The sequence below is a fragment of the Nonomuraea mangrovi genome (genome assembly GCF_042681425.1).
GTDB classification, from domain to species: domain Bacteria; phylum Actinomycetota; class Actinomycetes; order Streptosporangiales; family Streptosporangiaceae; genus Nonomuraea; species Nonomuraea mangrovi.
In genome coordinates, this window is the sequence record NZ_JBHUFV010000022.1 from 30,194 (window position 1) to 46,113 (window position 15,920).

Annotated in this window: 18 protein-coding genes and 1 riboswitch; of the genes, 8 read left to right on the top strand and 10 right to left on the bottom strand. The window is 70.0% G+C overall.

Annotation, left to right across the window (positions count from 1 at the left end; translation table 11 throughout):
• Nucleotides 1–71 precede the first annotated feature (71 nt).
• Together ACFSKW_RS14350 and ACFSKW_RS14355 are read right to left on the bottom strand one after the other, a co-directional pair.
• Nucleotides 72–1,136, bottom strand: a complete 1,065-nt coding sequence (locus tag ACFSKW_RS14350) for a sensor histidine kinase (RefSeq protein WP_379572716.1) — start codon at nt 1,134–1,136, stop codon at nt 72–74.
• Nucleotides 1,133–1,825, bottom strand: coding sequence for a response regulator transcription factor (locus ACFSKW_RS14355; RefSeq protein ID WP_379572717.1), 693 nt, complete (start codon nt 1,823–1,825; stop codon nt 1,133–1,135). Before ACFSKW_RS14355 ends, ACFSKW_RS14350 begins: the two co-directional genes overlap by 4 nt.
• Nucleotides 1,826–1,884: 59 nt before the next feature.
• Between ACFSKW_RS14355 and ACFSKW_RS14360 the strand changes: the two genes are divergently transcribed.
• Genes ACFSKW_RS14360 through ACFSKW_RS14370 form a run of 3 tightly spaced genes read left to right on the top strand, consistent with a single transcriptional unit; the run spans nt 1,885 to nt 2,919 of the window.
• On the top strand, nt 1,885–2,052 hold the full coding sequence (locus ACFSKW_RS14360; protein WP_379572718.1) for a hypothetical protein: 168 nt from the start codon (nt 1,885–1,887) through the stop codon (nt 2,050–2,052).
• A complete protein-coding gene (locus ACFSKW_RS14365; protein WP_379572719.1) occupies nt 2,053–2,274 on the top strand; it encodes a DUF6412 domain-containing protein in 222 nt (73 codons plus the stop codon). It begins immediately after the preceding gene.
• Between the two features lie 30 nt (nt 2,275–2,304).
• Entirely contained in the window at nt 2,305–2,919 is a 615-nt protein-coding gene (locus ACFSKW_RS14370) for a YidC/Oxa1 family membrane protein insertase (RefSeq protein WP_379572720.1), read from the top strand.
• Here ACFSKW_RS14370 and ACFSKW_RS14375 read toward each other — a convergent pair.
• A complete protein-coding gene (locus ACFSKW_RS14375) occupies nt 2,889–3,317 on the bottom strand; it encodes an ATP-binding protein (RefSeq protein ID WP_379572721.1) in 429 nt (142 codons plus the stop codon). The two genes, ACFSKW_RS14370 and ACFSKW_RS14375, sit on opposite strands and share 31 nt — an antisense overlap.
• 141 nt (nt 3,318–3,458) lie before the next feature.
• Entirely contained in the window at nt 3,459–5,297 is a 1,839-nt protein-coding gene (locus ACFSKW_RS14380) for a PAS domain S-box protein (protein ID WP_379572722.1), read from the bottom strand.
• Nucleotides 5,298–5,359: 62 nt separating this feature from the next.
• Here ACFSKW_RS14380 and ACFSKW_RS14385 point away from each other — a divergent pair, with 62 nt between their 5' ends.
• Entirely contained in the window at nt 5,360–5,902 is a 543-nt protein-coding gene (locus tag ACFSKW_RS14385) for a methylated-DNA--[protein]-cysteine S-methyltransferase (protein WP_379572723.1), read from the top strand.
• Here ACFSKW_RS14385 and ACFSKW_RS14390 read toward each other — a convergent pair.
• Together ACFSKW_RS14390 and ACFSKW_RS14395 are read right to left on the bottom strand one after the other, a co-directional pair.
• On the bottom strand, nt 5,899–7,239 hold the full coding sequence (locus tag ACFSKW_RS14390; RefSeq protein ID WP_379572724.1) for a purine-cytosine permease family protein: 1,341 nt from the start codon (nt 7,237–7,239) through the stop codon (nt 5,899–5,901). The genes ACFSKW_RS14385 and ACFSKW_RS14390 overlap by 4 nt on opposite strands.
• Nucleotides 7,229–7,339: riboswitch (TPP riboswitch) on the bottom strand. It overlaps the preceding gene by 11 nt.
• Nucleotides 7,340–7,679: 340 nt before the next feature.
• Nucleotides 7,680–8,564, bottom strand: coding sequence for a hypothetical protein (locus tag ACFSKW_RS14395; protein ID WP_379572725.1), 885 nt, complete (start codon nt 8,562–8,564; stop codon nt 7,680–7,682).
• A 179-nt stretch (nt 8,565–8,743) separates the two neighbouring features.
• Here ACFSKW_RS14395 and ACFSKW_RS14400 point away from each other — a divergent pair, with 179 nt between their 5' ends.
• On the top strand, nt 8,744–9,064 hold the full coding sequence (locus ACFSKW_RS14400) for a rhodanese-like domain-containing protein (RefSeq protein ID WP_379572726.1): 321 nt from the start codon (nt 8,744–8,746) through the stop codon (nt 9,062–9,064).
• Nucleotides 9,065–9,071: 7 nt separating this feature from the next.
• Here ACFSKW_RS14400 and ACFSKW_RS14405 read toward each other — a convergent pair whose 3' ends face one another.
• From ACFSKW_RS14405 to ACFSKW_RS14415, 3 genes are all read right to left on the bottom strand, one after another.
• The gene (locus ACFSKW_RS14405; RefSeq protein ID WP_379572727.1) at nt 9,072–9,950 is read right to left on the bottom strand and encodes an Fpg/Nei family DNA glycosylase; all 879 of its coding nucleotides are present in this window, start codon (nt 9,948–9,950) and stop codon (nt 9,072–9,074) included.
• Nucleotides 9,951–10,016: 66 nt separating this feature from the next.
• Nucleotides 10,017–10,622 carry a TenA family protein gene (locus ACFSKW_RS14410; RefSeq protein WP_379572728.1) on the bottom strand — a complete coding sequence of 202 codons (606 nt, stop codon included), beginning with the start codon at nt 10,620–10,622 and terminating at the stop codon, nt 10,017–10,019.
• 10 nt (nt 10,623–10,632) lie between these two features.
• Nucleotides 10,633–11,241 (bottom strand): DM13 domain-containing protein, encoded by a 609-nt coding sequence (locus ACFSKW_RS14415; protein WP_379572729.1) that lies wholly within the window; start codon nt 11,239–11,241, stop codon nt 10,633–10,635.
• A gap of 66 nt (nt 11,242–11,307) precedes the next feature.
• Between ACFSKW_RS14415 and ACFSKW_RS14420 the strand changes: the two genes are divergently transcribed.
• A complete protein-coding gene (locus ACFSKW_RS14420; protein ID WP_379572730.1) occupies nt 11,308–11,967 on the top strand; it encodes a GOLPH3/VPS74 family protein in 660 nt (219 codons plus the stop codon).
• Nucleotides 11,968–12,012: 45 nt separating this feature from the next.
• Here the strand turns inward: ACFSKW_RS14420 and ACFSKW_RS14425 are convergent, their stop codons facing one another.
• Nucleotides 12,013–13,257 (bottom strand): LCP family protein, encoded by a 1,245-nt coding sequence (locus ACFSKW_RS14425; RefSeq protein WP_379572731.1) that lies wholly within the window; start codon nt 13,255–13,257, stop codon nt 12,013–12,015.
• 244 nt (nt 13,258–13,501) lie between these two features.
• Between ACFSKW_RS14425 and ACFSKW_RS14430 the strand changes: the two genes are divergently transcribed.
• Together ACFSKW_RS14430 and ACFSKW_RS14435 are read left to right on the top strand one after the other, a co-directional pair.
• Complete coding sequence (locus ACFSKW_RS14430; RefSeq protein WP_379572732.1) at nt 13,502–14,833, top strand: hemolysin family protein; 1,332 nt, start codon at nt 13,502–13,504, stop codon at nt 14,831–14,833.
• Nucleotides 14,830–15,849, top strand: a complete 1,020-nt coding sequence (locus ACFSKW_RS14435; protein WP_379572733.1) for a hemolysin family protein — start codon at nt 14,830–14,832, stop codon at nt 15,847–15,849. The genes ACFSKW_RS14430 and ACFSKW_RS14435 overlap by 4 nt, the downstream gene beginning before the upstream one ends.
• Nucleotides 15,850–15,920: the final 71 nt, after the last annotated feature.

Consider the following 15,920-nt stretch of genomic DNA (forward strand, 5'->3'; position numbering starts at 1 on the left):
GGGGCCGTGCCGCCACCAGCATGGCCGCCGCCTCTCACCTCAGCGGACCTGACCCCCTCGAACCGATGGACCTAGAGGGGGAGCCGGATGTCGAACCGGCAGCCGTCCCCTTCGTTGGCCACGGTGACGCGCCCGTCATGGGCGCTGACGAGCCCCTGGGTGATGGCCAGGCCGAGGCCCGCGCCGCCCTCCCTGGTCGGGGTGCGCGCCTTCTCCCCCATGAACGCCACCTCGAACACCCGTCCCAGGTCCTCCTCGGGGATCCCTCCGCAGGCGTCCGTGACGGAAAGCGAGGCCTCGCCGTCCTGTACGGCGGCGCGGATCACCACCTCGCCCCCGACAGGCGTGTGCCTGATCGCGTTCACCACCAGGTTGCGCAGCGCCCTCCCGAGCGCCCCAGGGTCGGCGGTCACCGGGACGATCTCGCAGGTGGCCCGCACCTTCACGCCTTTGGCGACCGCGAGTGCCTCGACCCCCGCCACGGTGTCGGCCACCAGGTCGCCGAGCCCGATCCTGGTGCGGGTCAGCCGGAGCGCCCCGGCGTGGATGCGTGACAGCTCGAACAGGTCGTCGACCATCGCGGACAGCCTCTCGACCTCCACCCTGATCTGGGTCGGGTACCGGCGCGGGTCGCCGACGCCGTCCTCGAGAGCCTCCGCCATGGCGCGCATGCCCGCCAGCGGTGTGCGGAGGTCGTGGCTGACCCACGCCACCAGTTCCCTGCGCGCACCCTCCAGCGCCCGCTCCCTGGCGTACGACTCCTCGAGTGCACGGGCGATGTCCCGCAGTTCGGCGGGCAGGCCGTGGGGCGTGACGAAGGACGGCTCCCGCACCGCCGCCGCCAGCCGCCGGCTGGCTCCGACCACCTGCCGCGCGAGCACGAACGCCACGCCGAGGCCGACCAGTCCGCCGACGGCCACCACGCTCAGCACGAGGTCCCTGGCGGGCACGTCGATGAGCATCTTGAGGGTGATCGCCGTGACGCCCGCGACGGTGGCCAGGACGGCGACCACCGCGACGACCGCGAGCATGACGCCGATGGAACGGGTACGCAGGCGCCACATCACCGCGAGACCGGCACCCGCCACGACCGTGCCGAGCCCGGCCGTGACTGCGACGATCTCCAGAAAATTCATGACAGGGGCTCGTATCTGTAACCGACGCCCCACACGGTGACGATCCTTCGCGGAGCGGTCGGATCGGGCTCGACCTTCTCCCGCAGCCTCCTCACGTGGACGGTCACCGTCGAGGAGTCACCGAACGACCACCCCCACACCTGGTCGAGCAGCGCGGCCCTGCTGAAGGCCTGGCGGGGGTTGCGCATCAGGTAGGTCAGCAGGTCGAACTCCCGAGCGGTCAGCATGACCTGCTCGCCGTCCCGCCGTACCTCGTGCGCCCCCACGTCCACGACCAGGTCGCCGTCGCGCAGCACGCCCGTGCCGCCGCTGACGGCGGCGGCGCCGCGAGCCCTGCGCAGCACCGACTGCACGCGCAGCGCCAGCTCACGCGGGCTGAAGGGCTTGGTCACGTAGTCGTCGGCGCCGGTCTCCAGACCGACCACGCGGTCGATCTCCTCGCCGAGCGCGGTCAGCATGATCACCGGGACCGGCCAGCGCTCCCTGAGCTTCCTGCACACGTGCAGGCCGTCGACCTTGGGCAGCATCAGGTCGAGCACCATCAGGTCGGGCGGGTCGGCGAGCGCGCGCCGCAGCGCCTCCGCGCCGTCGCCCACGCACTCGACGCGGTGGCCGTCCCGCTCGAGATAGCGCGCCACGACCTCGGCCACGGTCGGGTCGTCGTCGACCACGAGGATGCGAGTGCTCACACCGTCACGGTACGGCTAATTTCCTCGCGGACGCATGGTCCACGTCGTACGGTGGTCATATGGGTCGAATGGTCATGCTCGTTGCCGGTGTGCTGCTGGCGCTGTGGGTACTTTTTGCCTTCATCCTGCCCATGGTCATGGGCCTGCTGAAGCTCGCACTGATCATCGCTGTGATCGCCGTCGTCGTCTTCGTCGCCGTCGCCCTGGTGGGCAGGACGGCTCGATAGGTGTTCCATCTCGCGCTGGTGGATCCCGCCGGTCTCGTCCTGATCACCGGTCTGATCCTGCTCCTGCTGGCGGCCTGGGCCGGCGGCGTGTTCCTCGCCCAGCGGGGCGGCACGCCGAGTTTTCCCATGGCCTACGCCAGGAGGACGGCCTTCCTTCGCCAGCGCGACCCCGACGCGGCGGGCAGACCGCGGCCGAGAGCTCCGTCATCGCACTCCTCATAAGCGAAAGAGACCTTTCTATGAGGAGTTGTGATGATCGATTCTTTTGTCATGTTCATCACCGGGTTCGGCGGTAACACCGCGCTGGTGATCGTGCTGTTCACGCTGGCCGTACGGCTGCTGCTGCTTCCGCTCAGCATGCGCCAGGCCAAGGCCGCGAAGGTGCGGCAGAGGCTCGCCCCCCAGCTGAAGAAGCTGCAGGAACGGCATGCCCGTAACCCCGAGCGGCTGAGCAAGGAGGTCAACGCCCTCTACGCCAAGGAGGGCACGTCGGCGTTCGCGGGCATCGGGCCCGCCTTGGCGCAGACGCCCTTCCTGTGGCTGATGTACCAGGTGGCCACCCATCCGCTGATCGGCACCGACGTGCTCGGCCAGCACATCGCCGCGGTCATCGCCCAGTACGGGCTGATCAGCGCTCCCGCACTGGCCTTCGTGGGTGTCATCGTGGCGATCGCGCTGATCGCGTGGTACACCTCGCGCAGGATGGAGGCGGGGCAGTTCAGGATCCTGAAGCTGCTGCCGTTCGGCACGGTGGCCGCGGCGGCCTTCCTGCCGCTGGCCGCGGGCGTCTACCTGCTCGTCTCGACCGCCTGGACGGCGGTCGAGCGCCGTCTGCTCTATCCGGCCTCCTTGAACGCCGCCACCTGACCGTTGACCGTGTGCGGGGCGGGGAGCACGGCCCATACCGTGGTCGTCTCCCCGTCGTGCCGCACGCCCCAGCTCTCCGCGACGTACTCCACTATCCCGAGCCCCCGCCCGCCGAGTGATGACAGTGTCGGACGGCCCGCGCGCGGCTCTGTCGCAGCACCTCCGTCACTCACCGCCACCTCGACATGGTCGTCGCTCCACAGCCACGCCACCCTGACCATGCCCGAGGTCAGCGGACGCGCATGCCTGAGCGCGTTGCTCAGCAGCTCGCTCACCACCAGAACCGCGTCATCGATCGCGGTGGCGTAGACCCCCCACTCCTGCAGGTCAGTGCAGAGACGCTGGCGTGCGACGGCGACGCTGGACAGTGCGTACGGCAACATCACGACGCTCGACACACCCACCTCCCCGCTCCCAGATCCCCCCAGAGGAACGCCCCCGGTACGACCGAAATGCCCCGTTACCCGGTCCCAGAAACCGTGTCTCGATCACAGCTTGTACACATTGGACGATAGATCAGCTCATCCGTGACCGGCTCGTTACTGCCTCGGTGTGTCGGGCGAGATAGTAAGAACCAGCCGCATTCGGGTCCCTCCTGCGGGGCGCGGATGGGCCGTGACCTCGCCGCCTTGCGCCCTCGCGAGGCTCCGCACGATGTAGAGACCGAGCCCCACACCGCCGAATCTGCGGCGGTCGCCGCTCTCGGCCTGGACGAATCTCTCGAAGATCCGGTCGCGGTCGGCGGGGGCGATTCCGACGCCCTCGTCGTCGACGACCACGACCACGCGCTCGTCCTCGGCCCACGCCGCGACGCTGATCAGCCCCCCGTCCGGGGAGTACTTGAAGGCGTTCTCCAGGAGCTGGCCGAGCACGATGTCGGTCGCCAGCGCGTCGCCCCTGACGTCGGGCAGGTCCTCGGGGATGACCACCTCGACCCTGTGCGTGTCGGACAGCACCGGCAGGCCGAGCGTGGCGGCGTGGATGCGCTCGGCGAGGCTGAAGGTCTCGATGCGGACCTTGAGCTCCTCGGCTCCGGCACGGGCACCGAGCAGCAGGTGGTCCATGAGCTGGCCGAGCGATCTGGCCCGCTCGGCGATGGTGTGGACGGCGGAGCGCCGCTCGGGGTCGGTCAGCTTGTCCCACCGGGAGTCGAGCGTGCTGGCGAACCCCCGCACGATCGTGATCGGCGTGCGCAGTTCGTGGCTGGTCGTGGCCAGGAATAGGTCCTTGGCCTCCTCCAGCTCCTTGGCGGCGGTGATGTCGCGGAAGTCGATCACCATCTCGCCGGTCTCCTCGATCTTCGCGCTGACGACGTCGAGCCAGCGCCCGCTCTCGAGCTGGAAGGTGAGCTTCTCACCCGGCGCGGGCAGCGGGAACGGCGGCGGCCTGCCGATCATCTCGTCGGCGGCGACTCCGGTGAGCTCCCCAGCGGCGGGGTTCCACTGGATCACCCGCCCGTCCTCGTCCAGCACCGCGATGCCGTCGGCGCTGGCGTCGAAGACCGCCCGCTCGTGCGCCCGCTGGCGCAGCACCTCCTGGTAGGCCATGGCGTTGCCGACCGCGATGCCCGCGTGACCCGCCAGCAGCTCCAGCAGTTCCAGCTCGACGTGCCCCGGTTTTCGGTCGGCGAACAGGGCGTAGAGCGCTCCATAGGGGCGCCCGCCCACGGCGGCCAGGCCGAGCGCGATCGTGTGCAGTCCTGGTAATGCGGCCCATATGAGATCGTCGAGGCCCGTCGACTCCAGCATCACCGTCTTGCCCGTGCGCATCAGCTTGCCCACGAGGCTGCTGCGCAGGTCGGCGGTGGCGTCCCTGAGCGTCTCCGGCATCTGGTGGGCGCTGACCAGCCGCAGCCGCTCCTTCTCGATGAGCACGAAGCCGCCCGCGTCGGCTCCGGTCAGCTCGGTGAGGCTGGCGGCGATGCGATCGAGTACGGCGGGCAGCTCCAGCTCGGCGTTGATGTCACCGACCACGTCGGTGAGCCTGCGCACCAGCCTGGCCCTGCGCGCCACCCTGTCGCGCGCGGCGACGTCGTCCTCCGTCGGGTGGTGGACGTGCACGTAGCCGACGACGGCGTTGCCCTGGAGCAGGGCGCTGGTGTCGACCCGCACGTCGAGGAGCGTGCCGTCCCTGCGGAAGCGCTTGGTGCGCAGCGAGACCTGGCCGCCCGTGCGAACCCTCTCGAGCACCGCGTTGTGCTCGGCGGTCAGCTCAGCGGGGACGAGCGGCGCGCGCCGCCCGACCATCTCCTCATGGCTCCACCCGAACAACCGCTCCGCCGCAGGATTCCAGACCAGCACGGCCTGGTCCCTGTCGAGCACGACGACCGCGTTGGGGGCGCTGGAGAGTACGGCTGCGGTGATCTCCTCGTCACCCACCTTTCCATAGTGCCGGTGGCGCGGTCGCTCCGTGGCCTGATCCGTCCGATACGCTGCGGGTTATGTCGGCTGGCGAGCTCGATGCCCTGGTGAGGATCACCTCACCCACCTACCGCGCCGAGCGACCGCCGGATGTCGCCATCGGAACCTACGACGGCGCGGTGGGGACGCTCGTGCTCGCGGTGACGGGCAAGGGCGTCGTCGCCTGCAGCTTCGACGACGAGCACGCGGTCTTCGAGCGGGTCTCTCGGGCGGTCGGCGGCCTCGTGGGCCCCGACCCGCGCCGCCTCGACCCGGTGCGGCGCGAGCTCGACGCCTACTTCTCCAGGCGCCTGCGCGCCTTCACCGCCCCCGTCGACCTACAGCTGGCCACACCGTTCGCGCGTACCCTCCTGCAGATGACGATGGCCGTGCCGTACGGCACCGGCACCACCACGCGCGAGCTGGCGGCCCGCATCGGACGGCCGCAGGCGCTCCACGCGGTGGGCAGCGCGCTCAACGGCAACCCGGTGTGCGTGATCGTGCCCTGCCACCGGGTCGCCGATCGCGACGGCTACCCCGGAGGCGCCACCGCGCTCGAACGCCTGCTGCGCGTCGAGGGCTAGCGCCGCCGTACCCGGCCGATGGCCAGGGTGACCAGGCCCGCGACCAGGAAGGCTCCCACGGCCGCGCTCATCCACGGCTGGCGGGTGAAGCCGAGCGCCGCGCGGGCGCCGTCCCAGATCGCCGCCCACCACGGGATCGTGGACGGCGCTGCCAGCAGCCACCACGCGCAGAACCCGAGCGCCCACGGGATGATCATGAGCCAGCGGGAAGGGGCGTTCTCGCTGGTGTCCCAGGTCCTGGCGGTGCCGAGCACGAAGTAGTCGACCACGAGCACGCCGAGCATCGGCACGAACACGGCGCCGATGATGCTGAGGAAGGCGCTGTAGGAGTTGACGTCGACGAGGAGCGCCACGCCGATGGTCAGCACGCCGATCGCCACCGAGAACAGGCGCCGGTCGACGCGGGGCATGAGGTTCTGCAGCGACATGGCCACGGAGTAGACGTTCGCGAACGACTGGTCGGTCTCGCGCAGCACCAGGACGCCGAAGAACAGCGCGCCCAGGGGTGCGGCGACGAACGGGCCGAAGACCGCGGTCGGGTCGTTGAGCACGGCGTCGTGCCCGGCGATCGCGACCGCGTAGACGCCGATGGCCAGGCACGCGACCTGCGCGATCGTGTAGCCGCTCACCACACCGGTGAAGGCGGCCGAGCTGCTGCGCGAGTGCCTGGCGAAGTCGGCGGCCAGCGGCACCCAGGAGACCGACAGCGCGATGACGAAGTCGACGGCGGGAGCGAAGGCGTCCCAGCTGCCGCCGGTCTGCACGGGGGCGCTCTGCAGGAGCGTCACCGCGAACCAGACGGTCGAGATGATCACCCCGACCGTGACGACCCGCCTGATCAGCCTGATCGCGCCGAGCGGGTAGATCGTCAGTCCCGTGGTGATCGCACCCGCGACGACCACCCAGACCGCGTACGGCACGGCGTCACCGAAGATCGCCTGGGCGCCCATGGAGATGACCCACAGCTCGAACGCGCCCCATCCGAGCATCTGGATGATGTTGAGCACGGTCGGGACGTAGGACAGCCTGGCCCCGAACAGGCCTCTGAGCAGCACCATCGCCGGTTTCCCCGTCTGGACGCCGGGGATGGCGGCCAGACCGACCATGGCGGTTCCGACGAGGCTGCCGACGACGGTGGCGGTGACCGCGGCGGTCATGGTCAGCGGGTTGTCGTCGAGCAGCGGATTGATGAGGAAGAGGGCGAAGGAGAAGCCGAGGAGGCTGACCCCGAGGTTGGCCCAGAAGGCGCCCTGGTCGAGGACGCCCAGCGTTCTCGGCGGGGCCTCGTCGAGGGTCAGCGGTACTTCGGCATGCTTCGGATCGACGACGTGCGTCATCACACGCTCCCTACGCCGGCATTACCCGGACAGGTTCATGCGGTCGGCAACGGCAGTTGCCCTCTCAGCCCGGTTGCCCCGAGCTCCCGCGGTTTGGACTTGTGAGTGCGGCCGGGGTCTGCCCAGCTCGCGCCCCAATGATGCACCATTTGTCCGCGTTCAACCACCCCTGCGTCTCGACGCGCCATGTCTTGGACCGGCGTCCGTGGACGTCCATCAAAGAACAACCATGCACGGCTGTGGCTGTACTTTCCAACCGTACGAATGCCCCACTGAACAGGAGGGGGATACCTCTCCTGCCGCGTCATCAGGAGCTGCGCACGCAACGCATGCATGTGCCTCTAAGCAGCGATCGTTGGGCGCACTGTAGGACGCCTGAAGACTTGGCCGTGAAGCGGCGACCGATCAAGAAGCCGAGGCTGCGCAGCAAGGTCGACGCCTCACATCGCGGAACCTGGAACCCCGGACAACTCGCTGGTGGTGATCGAACGAAGCGTCGGCACCAGGGAGACCAATGCGGCCTCGCCGGCACTGTCGCTGACGAGCCGCACCAACGCGATTCCGCGCCTGGTCACGACGATCGCACGAGCGCCGTCAGTGCGGGCCCACACGTCCCGGGAGACACGACGGCACGCGCCCGGGCGCCCGTCCGACTCCGGGTCGGGTTGGGCGCAAGCTGCCTTGGGCGTCGCAGCCTTCGCCTTCCTGACGAATACCTCGACGTTTGAGCCATCTCCCTCGTGCTGATAGGTGAGCCTCAGCGTTGAGGGGAGTCCCCATTCGTCGACCCAGGCCGGCCGGTAGCCGTCGACCGCAACCAGCGGCAGACCAGAGCGATCGATCCTGACGGCTCTGGCCGCCTCGTCGATGCTGCCTTGGAGGACGGCCACCGCGCAGTACAGGACGAGCACGGCGCCGGTCGTGGAGAGGCTAAGCACCTTCCTCCCCGGCATGACCAGCGCGGTCGCCGCGACATAGCCGCTAGCCCCGATGCCCATGAAGATCAGCGTTCCCTGGACGATACCGAAGTCCATGATCTCAGGCATGGTCAGCCGCTCAAGGCAGGCGCCGAAGAGCAGCATGATGATGAACGGTGCCACGCCCGCGACCACGCCCCAAAGCGGCAAGACGGCCAGCCTGCACAGCAGCAATCCCAAGGGGAAGGGCACGAAGAGCATCAACATGGCGCCGGTGCCGTCGTCTTCCGGCCCGTGGGACCACAAGATGCTCTCCAGCAGCCCGATCACGGCCCCCGCGAGCGCGGCCCGGAGTAATGCGTTCATCCCCAGATCTTGCACCGGTTTGAGGCTGACCGCCCCGATCATGGGTGATTCCCTTCACACTGCTCCCGGGGTCCGCCTGAGAACCAACGCTCAGGACACGTAAGAGAGCCCCCCACCGGGAAAGGCCAACGCGGACGACCCGGATTCGCACGTGGCCGCCCTTCCGGGAGTCTCGTCCTCCACGGGAGGTCGTGGTGCGGCGGGTCCGCGAGAATGGAGGTATGACCGTTCCCGAGATCAACGTGACCGACATGCCCGCCGGTGCCTTCCTGCTCGACGTCCGCGAGAACGACGAGTGGGCGGCGGGCCACGCCCCGGACGCCACCCACATCCCGCTCGGCGAGCTCCAGGCCCGTGTCGACGAGCTGCCCTCCGGCCCCGTCTACGTCGTGTGCAGGGTCGGCGGCCGTTCCGCGCACGCCGCCGCGTGGCTCAACCACATCGGCCGCGAGGCGGTCAACATCGGCGGCGGCATGCAGTCGTGGGAGATGGCGGGCAGGCCCCTGGTGAGCGAGACCGGCCGGCCCCCGTTCGTCGCCTGACGGGCGCCTACTTGAGCAGCTTCGACATGCGCCGGTCCGCGAGGATCTTGCCCTCGGTCTGACACGTCGGGCAGTACTGCAGGGACGAGTCCGCGAAGGACACCTCGCGGATCGTGTCGCCGCACACGTCGCACGCCTGCCCCGCCCTGTTGTGGACGCGCAGCCCCGACTTCTTCTCCGCCTTGAGGTCCTTGGCGGCCAGCCCGTGGGCCCGCTCCATCGCGTCTCTCAACGTGGTGACGATCGCCTCGTGCAGGTCGGCGATCTGCGCGTCCGTCAGCGTCGCGGCGATCTTGAAGGGTGACATCCGCGCCGCGTGCAGCACCTCGTCGGAGTAGGCGTTGCCGATGCCCGCGATGATCTTCTGGTCTCTCAGCAGGCCCTTGATCTGGGTACGGTTACCGCCCACGATCCGCTTCAACGCCTGCACGGTGAACTCGGGCACGAGCGGGTCGGGCCCCAGCGAGGCGATGCCGGGCACCTCCATCGGGTCCTTGACCACGTAGACGGCCAGGCGTTTCTGCGTGCCGGCCTCGGTCAGCTCGAAGCCTGGCGCCGCGCCGTCGTCGCCGGGCGCCAGCCGTACCCGGGCGGCGAGCGGGCCCTTGCCAGGACGGACGGGCTTGGCGCCTGACAGATCCTCGCGCCAGCGCAGCCAGCCGGCCCTGGACAGGTGCGTGACCAGGTGGAGACCGTCGCAGTCGAGGTCGAGGAACTTGCCGTGCCTCGCCACGCCGGTCACCGTCAGCCCGCCGAGCGCGGTGACGGGCGGATCGAAGGTCTTGAGCGCCTGGAAGGCGACCACGTCGACGGCCAGGACCGTGCGGCCGACCGCCCGCTCGCGCAGGAACTCGGCGAGCGACTCCACTTCGGGAAGTTCCGGCATGCGTCCAGATTAAGGCGCGCCCTCCCCTGGCGGGCAACCAAACGGTTGATCAACGAAGGGCGGCGCTCAGGGGACGTCCCAGAAGGCCAGTTCGTGGCGCATGCCCTCGGCGAACAGGGCCGTCGCCCTGGAGAGGTCCGGGGCCGCCTCGTCGATCATCTCGGCGATCCGCCCGGTCAGGGCCGCGAAACCGGGGTCGGCGTAGGTGTCGACCCAGGCACGGTAGCGGGGCTCCTCCGGCTTGTTCTCCGCGAGGATCCGGCCGAGCGTGGAATACCCCCACATGCACGGGTAGAGCGCGGCGAGACCCTCGGCGTAGTCGGCGGCCGACTCCAGCAGGAACGCCGTGTACGCGGCGCAGGCCGGCCCCTTCACCGCGCCGTCCAGGTCGGCGCCGAACCCGGCCGACAGCGACCTGTGCAGCGAAAGCTCGTCGTGGAAGGTCGTGTGGGCCAGGTCCACCAGGTCTCCGAGGTGCGCGGCGGGCGCCTGCCAGGCCAGCCTGGCGAACACGCGCACGTAGTCGTGCAGGAACAGCCAGTCCTGTTCGAGCCATGACCTGAAGACCTTCTCCTCGAGGTCTCCCCTGCCGATGCCCACGACGGTGGGATGCGCGAGCTGCGCCTCGAGCAGGGGCCGGCCAATGGCGTGCAGTTCCGCAGAAATCGACATATGGCGCAAGCTACCGGTTTTCCACGGTGAGAGCGGCGGCGCCGAACGACACGCTGAACCGCTTGCACCAGATCGACACGCTGGTGAGCCTGTCCAGGTCGGCGCCGGCGGGGATCGCGTAGTTGGCGTTGCCCTTGTTGCCCTTGAGATGGCCGAGCTCCAGGTACCGGCCGTCGTCGAAGTTGCGCCACGAGTCGGTGACGGGCTGGTCGCTCAGCCACACGCGCAGGTCGGGGCCGTCGGAGGTGGCCAGGCGCTCGATGCGCAGCACCCGCCTCCCGTCAGGGAGCCTGAGCACCTTGGCGACACCCGAGGTCCTGTGCTCATGGGTGACGAAGGCTCCGGACCGGAGCACGGTCGCCTCGGGAGCCGCGCCGGCCTGGCCGGGGCTCAGGCTCGCCTGCCCCTCTGGCCCCGATCCCTGGGACGGTCGCGCTCCCTGGGACGGCCGGCTCGACGCCGCCGGTGGCGAGCCCGCCGACGGTACGGCGCCCCCGACGGGGAAGGGCTCGTTCACCTCGACGGTGGTGAAGAGCCGCCACGGCTGGAACAGATACATCGCGACCCCGAAGACCACCGCCACGGCGGTCCAGGTCAGCGGATTGCGCAGGAGTTTCATGTATCCACATGACCACGCGACGGCGCTCGCAACGCTTACGGACCCCTTACGACGTAGGGTCGAGCCATGACCGTCACCATCGCCGAAGAGATCCTTCTGCTCGCCTACCGCGAGGAAGACGGCAGGCAGCTGATCGGCTCCACCGAGCTGGGGGCCGCGCTGGGCGGTGCCGTACTGGCCGAACTGGCCGTCGAGGGCAGGATCGAGCTGTCGCAGAAGAAGGTCGTCGTGAAGGAGGCCGCCGGAGGCGGCGACACCGATCTCGACGCCGCGCTGGCCCGCATCGCGGAGGACGGCAAGGAGCGCAAGCCCGCCTGGTGGGTCGCCAAGATCGGCACCAGCAAGCTGAAGAACCGCCTGCTGACCAAGCTGGCCGACACCGGCGTCCTGACGCAGGAGCGCGGCAAGGTGCTCGGCGTCTTCCCCACGACGCGCTGGCCCGAGGCCGACGGCAGCGTGGAGGCCGAGGTCCGCGGGCGGGTGGCGAGCGCGCTGGCCGGCGCCGACCCCGACGCGCGTACGGCGGTGCTGATCGCGGTCATGCACGCCTGCAAGCTGGACCGCAAGGCCTTCCCGGGGGCGAGCAAGGAACGGATCAAGGAGATCACCGAGGGCGAGTGGGCCGGCGAGGCGGTCGCCAAGACCATCGCCGACATCAACGCGGTCATCATGATCGCCGCGACCACAGCCGCCATCAGCGCCGCCACGAGCGCCGCCTCGGGCTGACCCCGATGGCGCACCCGCCCCGCGAGGTCGCCGGGGCGGGCTCGCTCAGCCCTTGTCGAGGGCGTCCTTCGGGACCGGCTTGTCCTCCTTCAGGGCGTCGAACAGCTGGGTGGCCCGTGCGCTGTCCCACTTGACCGCCTGCCCGCCCGCGACGCTCTCGTTGCCGCCGAACGGCACCACGGTCGTCACAGGGTCGCCCCCCATCGCCAGCCCGAGCGACAGCAGGTCGAACGCGCCGGTCGACCCGTCGACCTGCACCGCGTCCGTGGCGCCGATCGCCAGCGGGATCGAGGTGAACGGGTTGATCAGCACGCCGGGGCTGGCCGCCTTCTTCACGACCGCACTGAGGAACTGCCGCTGCCGCTTGGTCCGCTCGAAGTCGGGCAGCGCTCCGCCCTTCCTGGTGCGGACGTAGCCGAGCGCCGTGCCGCCGTCCATCTCCTGGCAGCCCTTCTTCAGCTTGAGTCCCGCCTTGGGGTCGTTGATCGCGTTCTTGACGCAGATCTCCACGCCGCCCACCGCGTCGACGATGCCGACGAACCCGGCGAAGCCGACCTCCATGTAGTTGTCGATCCTGATGCCGGTGACGTTCTCGACCGTGCGGGTCAGCAGTTGCGGCCCGCCGATGGCGAAGGCCGCGTTGAGCTTGTTGCGCCCCTGGCCCGGGATGCTGACGGCGGAGTCGCGGGGCAGGCTGACCAGGGTGGGCCGGTCGCCGCCGTCGGGGATGTGCAGCAGCATCATCGAGTCGGTGCGCCGGCCGACGGCTCGACCGGTGGCGAGCTTCCTGCGGTCGGCCGCCGACAGGCCCTCGCGGCTGTCGGAGCCGACGAGCAGCCAGTTGGTGCCCGGGGTGTCGGCGGGGCGGCCCGTGTAATCGTCGAGCACGCGGTCGACGGTCTTGATCCGCCCGTTGATCCAGAAGAACCCGACCACGGCCAGCACGAGCAGGACGGCGACCAGGGCAGCGATGATCTTCAGGATCGTCGCGCCCCTGATCCTGCCGCGCAGCCGGGGTCCTCGTGGCTCACGCGGCTCACGGGGCTCCTTCGGCGGCTTGCCGAGGGGCCGGACAGGGCCGCCGCCCGAGCGGGGCTTGCCGTACACGCGGGAGGAGGAGGGGCGCGGCTGCTCGGGCGTGGGCGGCTGCTCGTTGACCCTGGTGGGCTCCGAGCCGGGCATCTGGTGTGCGGGAGCGCCGCCCGAGCGCAGCGGGCCGTCCTGCCGTCTGGGAAGCGGGCGGGCATCACCTGGCGAGCGCATGGCCCTGGTGCGATCGTCCTCGGTCACGTCGTTTTCTCCCCCTCGCTATGGATTCGACGGTACTTCGTAGCTCTCACCAGTGCAGACTGCTCACCAAGGTTTTCCCATGGAAAAGTACGCAGACAAGAGCCTGAGTCCCTCCGGAAACATCTGACGCCACCTCGGTCGTTACGGTTTCATGGACGACCTCGACCGAAAGGATGATCGTGTCCGCTCCGGACCCGTGGAGTACTAGCCCGTGCATCCGCACGGGACCCTCTGAGAGCTCGAAATGAGCGCTTATCTCGGCCTTCTTGCCCTGTTTCTCCTCACCGCCGCGACCGGTTACTTCGTCGCCCAGGAATTCGCCTTCGTCGCCGCCGACAGGGCGCAGCTGCGCGAGCAGGCCAACGCCGGTGACGCGGCCGCCGAACGGGCGCTGCGGGTCACCTCACGTCTGTCGTTCATGCTCTCCGGCGCGCAGCTCGGCATCACCGTCACGGCCCTGCTCGTCGGTTTCCTCGCCGAACCCGCGATCGCGACCCTCGTCCGGCCGCTGCTCGGCGACCTGCCCGTGGCCGTCTCCGTGGCCATCGGCGTCTTCGTTGCGACCGTCGTCCAGATGGTGCTGGGCGAGCTCACCCCGAAGAACCTGGGCATCGCCAGGCCCGAACCCGTGGCCAAGTTCCTCAGCCGTTCGACGTTGATCTACCTGACGATCGCGGGCCCGGTCATCAAGCTGTTCGACTCCGCCGCCACCGGCCTGTTGCGCCGCGTCGGTGTCGAGCCGGTGGAAGAGGTGGAGCACGGCGCGACCCCCGAGGAGCTGTCCAGGATCATCGCCGAGTCGACCCAGGCGGGCGAGCTGCCGCCGCGGCTGTCCGACCTGCTGGAGCGGGCGCTGGAGTTCGGCGACCGCATCGCGGAGGAGGCGATGGTCCCCAGGCCCCGCGTGATCGTGCTGCGCGACGACCACACGATCGCCGACCTCATCCGGACGATGAGGGCGTACGGCCACTCGCGCTACCCGGTGCTCGGCCCCGAAGGCGACGTGGTGGGTGTGACGGGCGTGCGCGAGCTGCTGGCCTCCGGCCTGGAGGACGGCCTCATCAGCGCCATCACCCGGCCCGCGCTGCTCGTCCCCGACTCGCTGCCCCTGCCGCTCGTGCTGGAGCAGATGCGCGCCGCCAAGGACGACCTCGTCTGCGTCATCGACGAGTACGGCGGGCTCGCCGGTGTCATGACCATCGAGGACCTGGCCGAGGAGCTGGTCGGCGAACTCGTCGACGAGAACGACCCCGAGCCCGTCGGCGCGATCGAGCGCCCCGGCGGCGTCTGGGACGTGCCCGGCACGCTCAGACTGGACGAGGTCGAGCGGGCCACGGGCATCGCCCTTCCCGAGAGCGACGACTACGACACCGTCGCGGGCCTCGTGCTCGCGCGGCTGGGCAGAATGGCCGAGCCCGGCGACAGGGTGACCGTGGAGCTGGTCAACGACCCCGACCCGTTCGAGGACGACACGCCCGAGTCGAAGGCCGTCCTCACCGTGCTGTCCCTGCAGCGCCGCGTTCCCGAGTGGGTACGGCTCGCCCCTGCCCCGCACCCGGCGGAGGTGGGCAAGTGAACCCGCTCACCATGATCGTCGTCAGCGTCGCGCTGCTGGTCTTCAACGCGCTGTTCGTGGCCGCCGAGTTCGCCTTCGTGTCGCTGCGCCGGCACCGCCTGGAGGAGATCGCCTCCGGCAGCGGCAGGCTGACCAGGTTCGTCGCCAAGTCGGCGGTCGCCGGCGCCAAGCAGCTGTCGCTCATGCTGGCGGGCGCGCAGCTCGGCATCACGCTCTGCACGCTCGGCCTCGGCATGGTGACCGAGCCGGCGATCGAGCACTACCTGGAGCCGGTCTTCGGCTGGATGGGCATGCCCGCGGGCCTGCGGGTGCCGATCTCGCTGACCATCGCGCTGGCCCTGATCACGTTCCTGCACATGGTCGTCGGCGAGATGGCGCCCAAGTCGTGGGCGCTGACCCACCCCGAGGCGGCCGCGATGCTGCTGGCAGCGCCCTTCCGCGCCTTCACGTGGCTGATGCGCCCGCTGCTGTGGGCGCTGAACGGGCTCACCAACGTGATCCTGCGCCTGTTCGGGGTGCACGCCCGCGACGAGCTGGCCACCACCAGGACGCCCCGCCAGCTGGCCCTGCTGGTCGGCGAGTCGGGCCGGATGGGCCTGCTCGACCGTGACGAGCACGACCTGCTGACCAGGGCGCTGCGGCTGGAGGCCGAGGGCATCGAGCGCCTCATGGTGCCGATCGACAGGGTCGTCATGGTGCCGGCCGGCGCGCGTTCCGACCAGATCAAGCGGGTCGCGGGCCAGAGCGGGCACCTGCGGCTGCCGGTCGGCACGCCGTCCGACGTCAAGGGCGCGCTGCACGCGCGCGACGCCGTGCTCCGTTCCGACGCGACGGCCGGGGAGCTGGCCAGGCCGCTGCCGCGCCTGCCGTGCGTCACGCAGGTGCCGGAGGCCGTGGCCGCCCTTCAGGACGCCAGGGCGCACCTGGGACTGGTCACCGCCGCCGACGGGTCGGTCATCGGCATGGTGAGCCTCAGCGACCTGCTCGGCGAGCTGCTGGACACCAGAGCGGCATGACGTGAGCCCTCCGGCCTCCCGAAGCGGGAGGCCGGAGGGTGTCCGTTGCCCGCACCTCTGGATGGCTACAC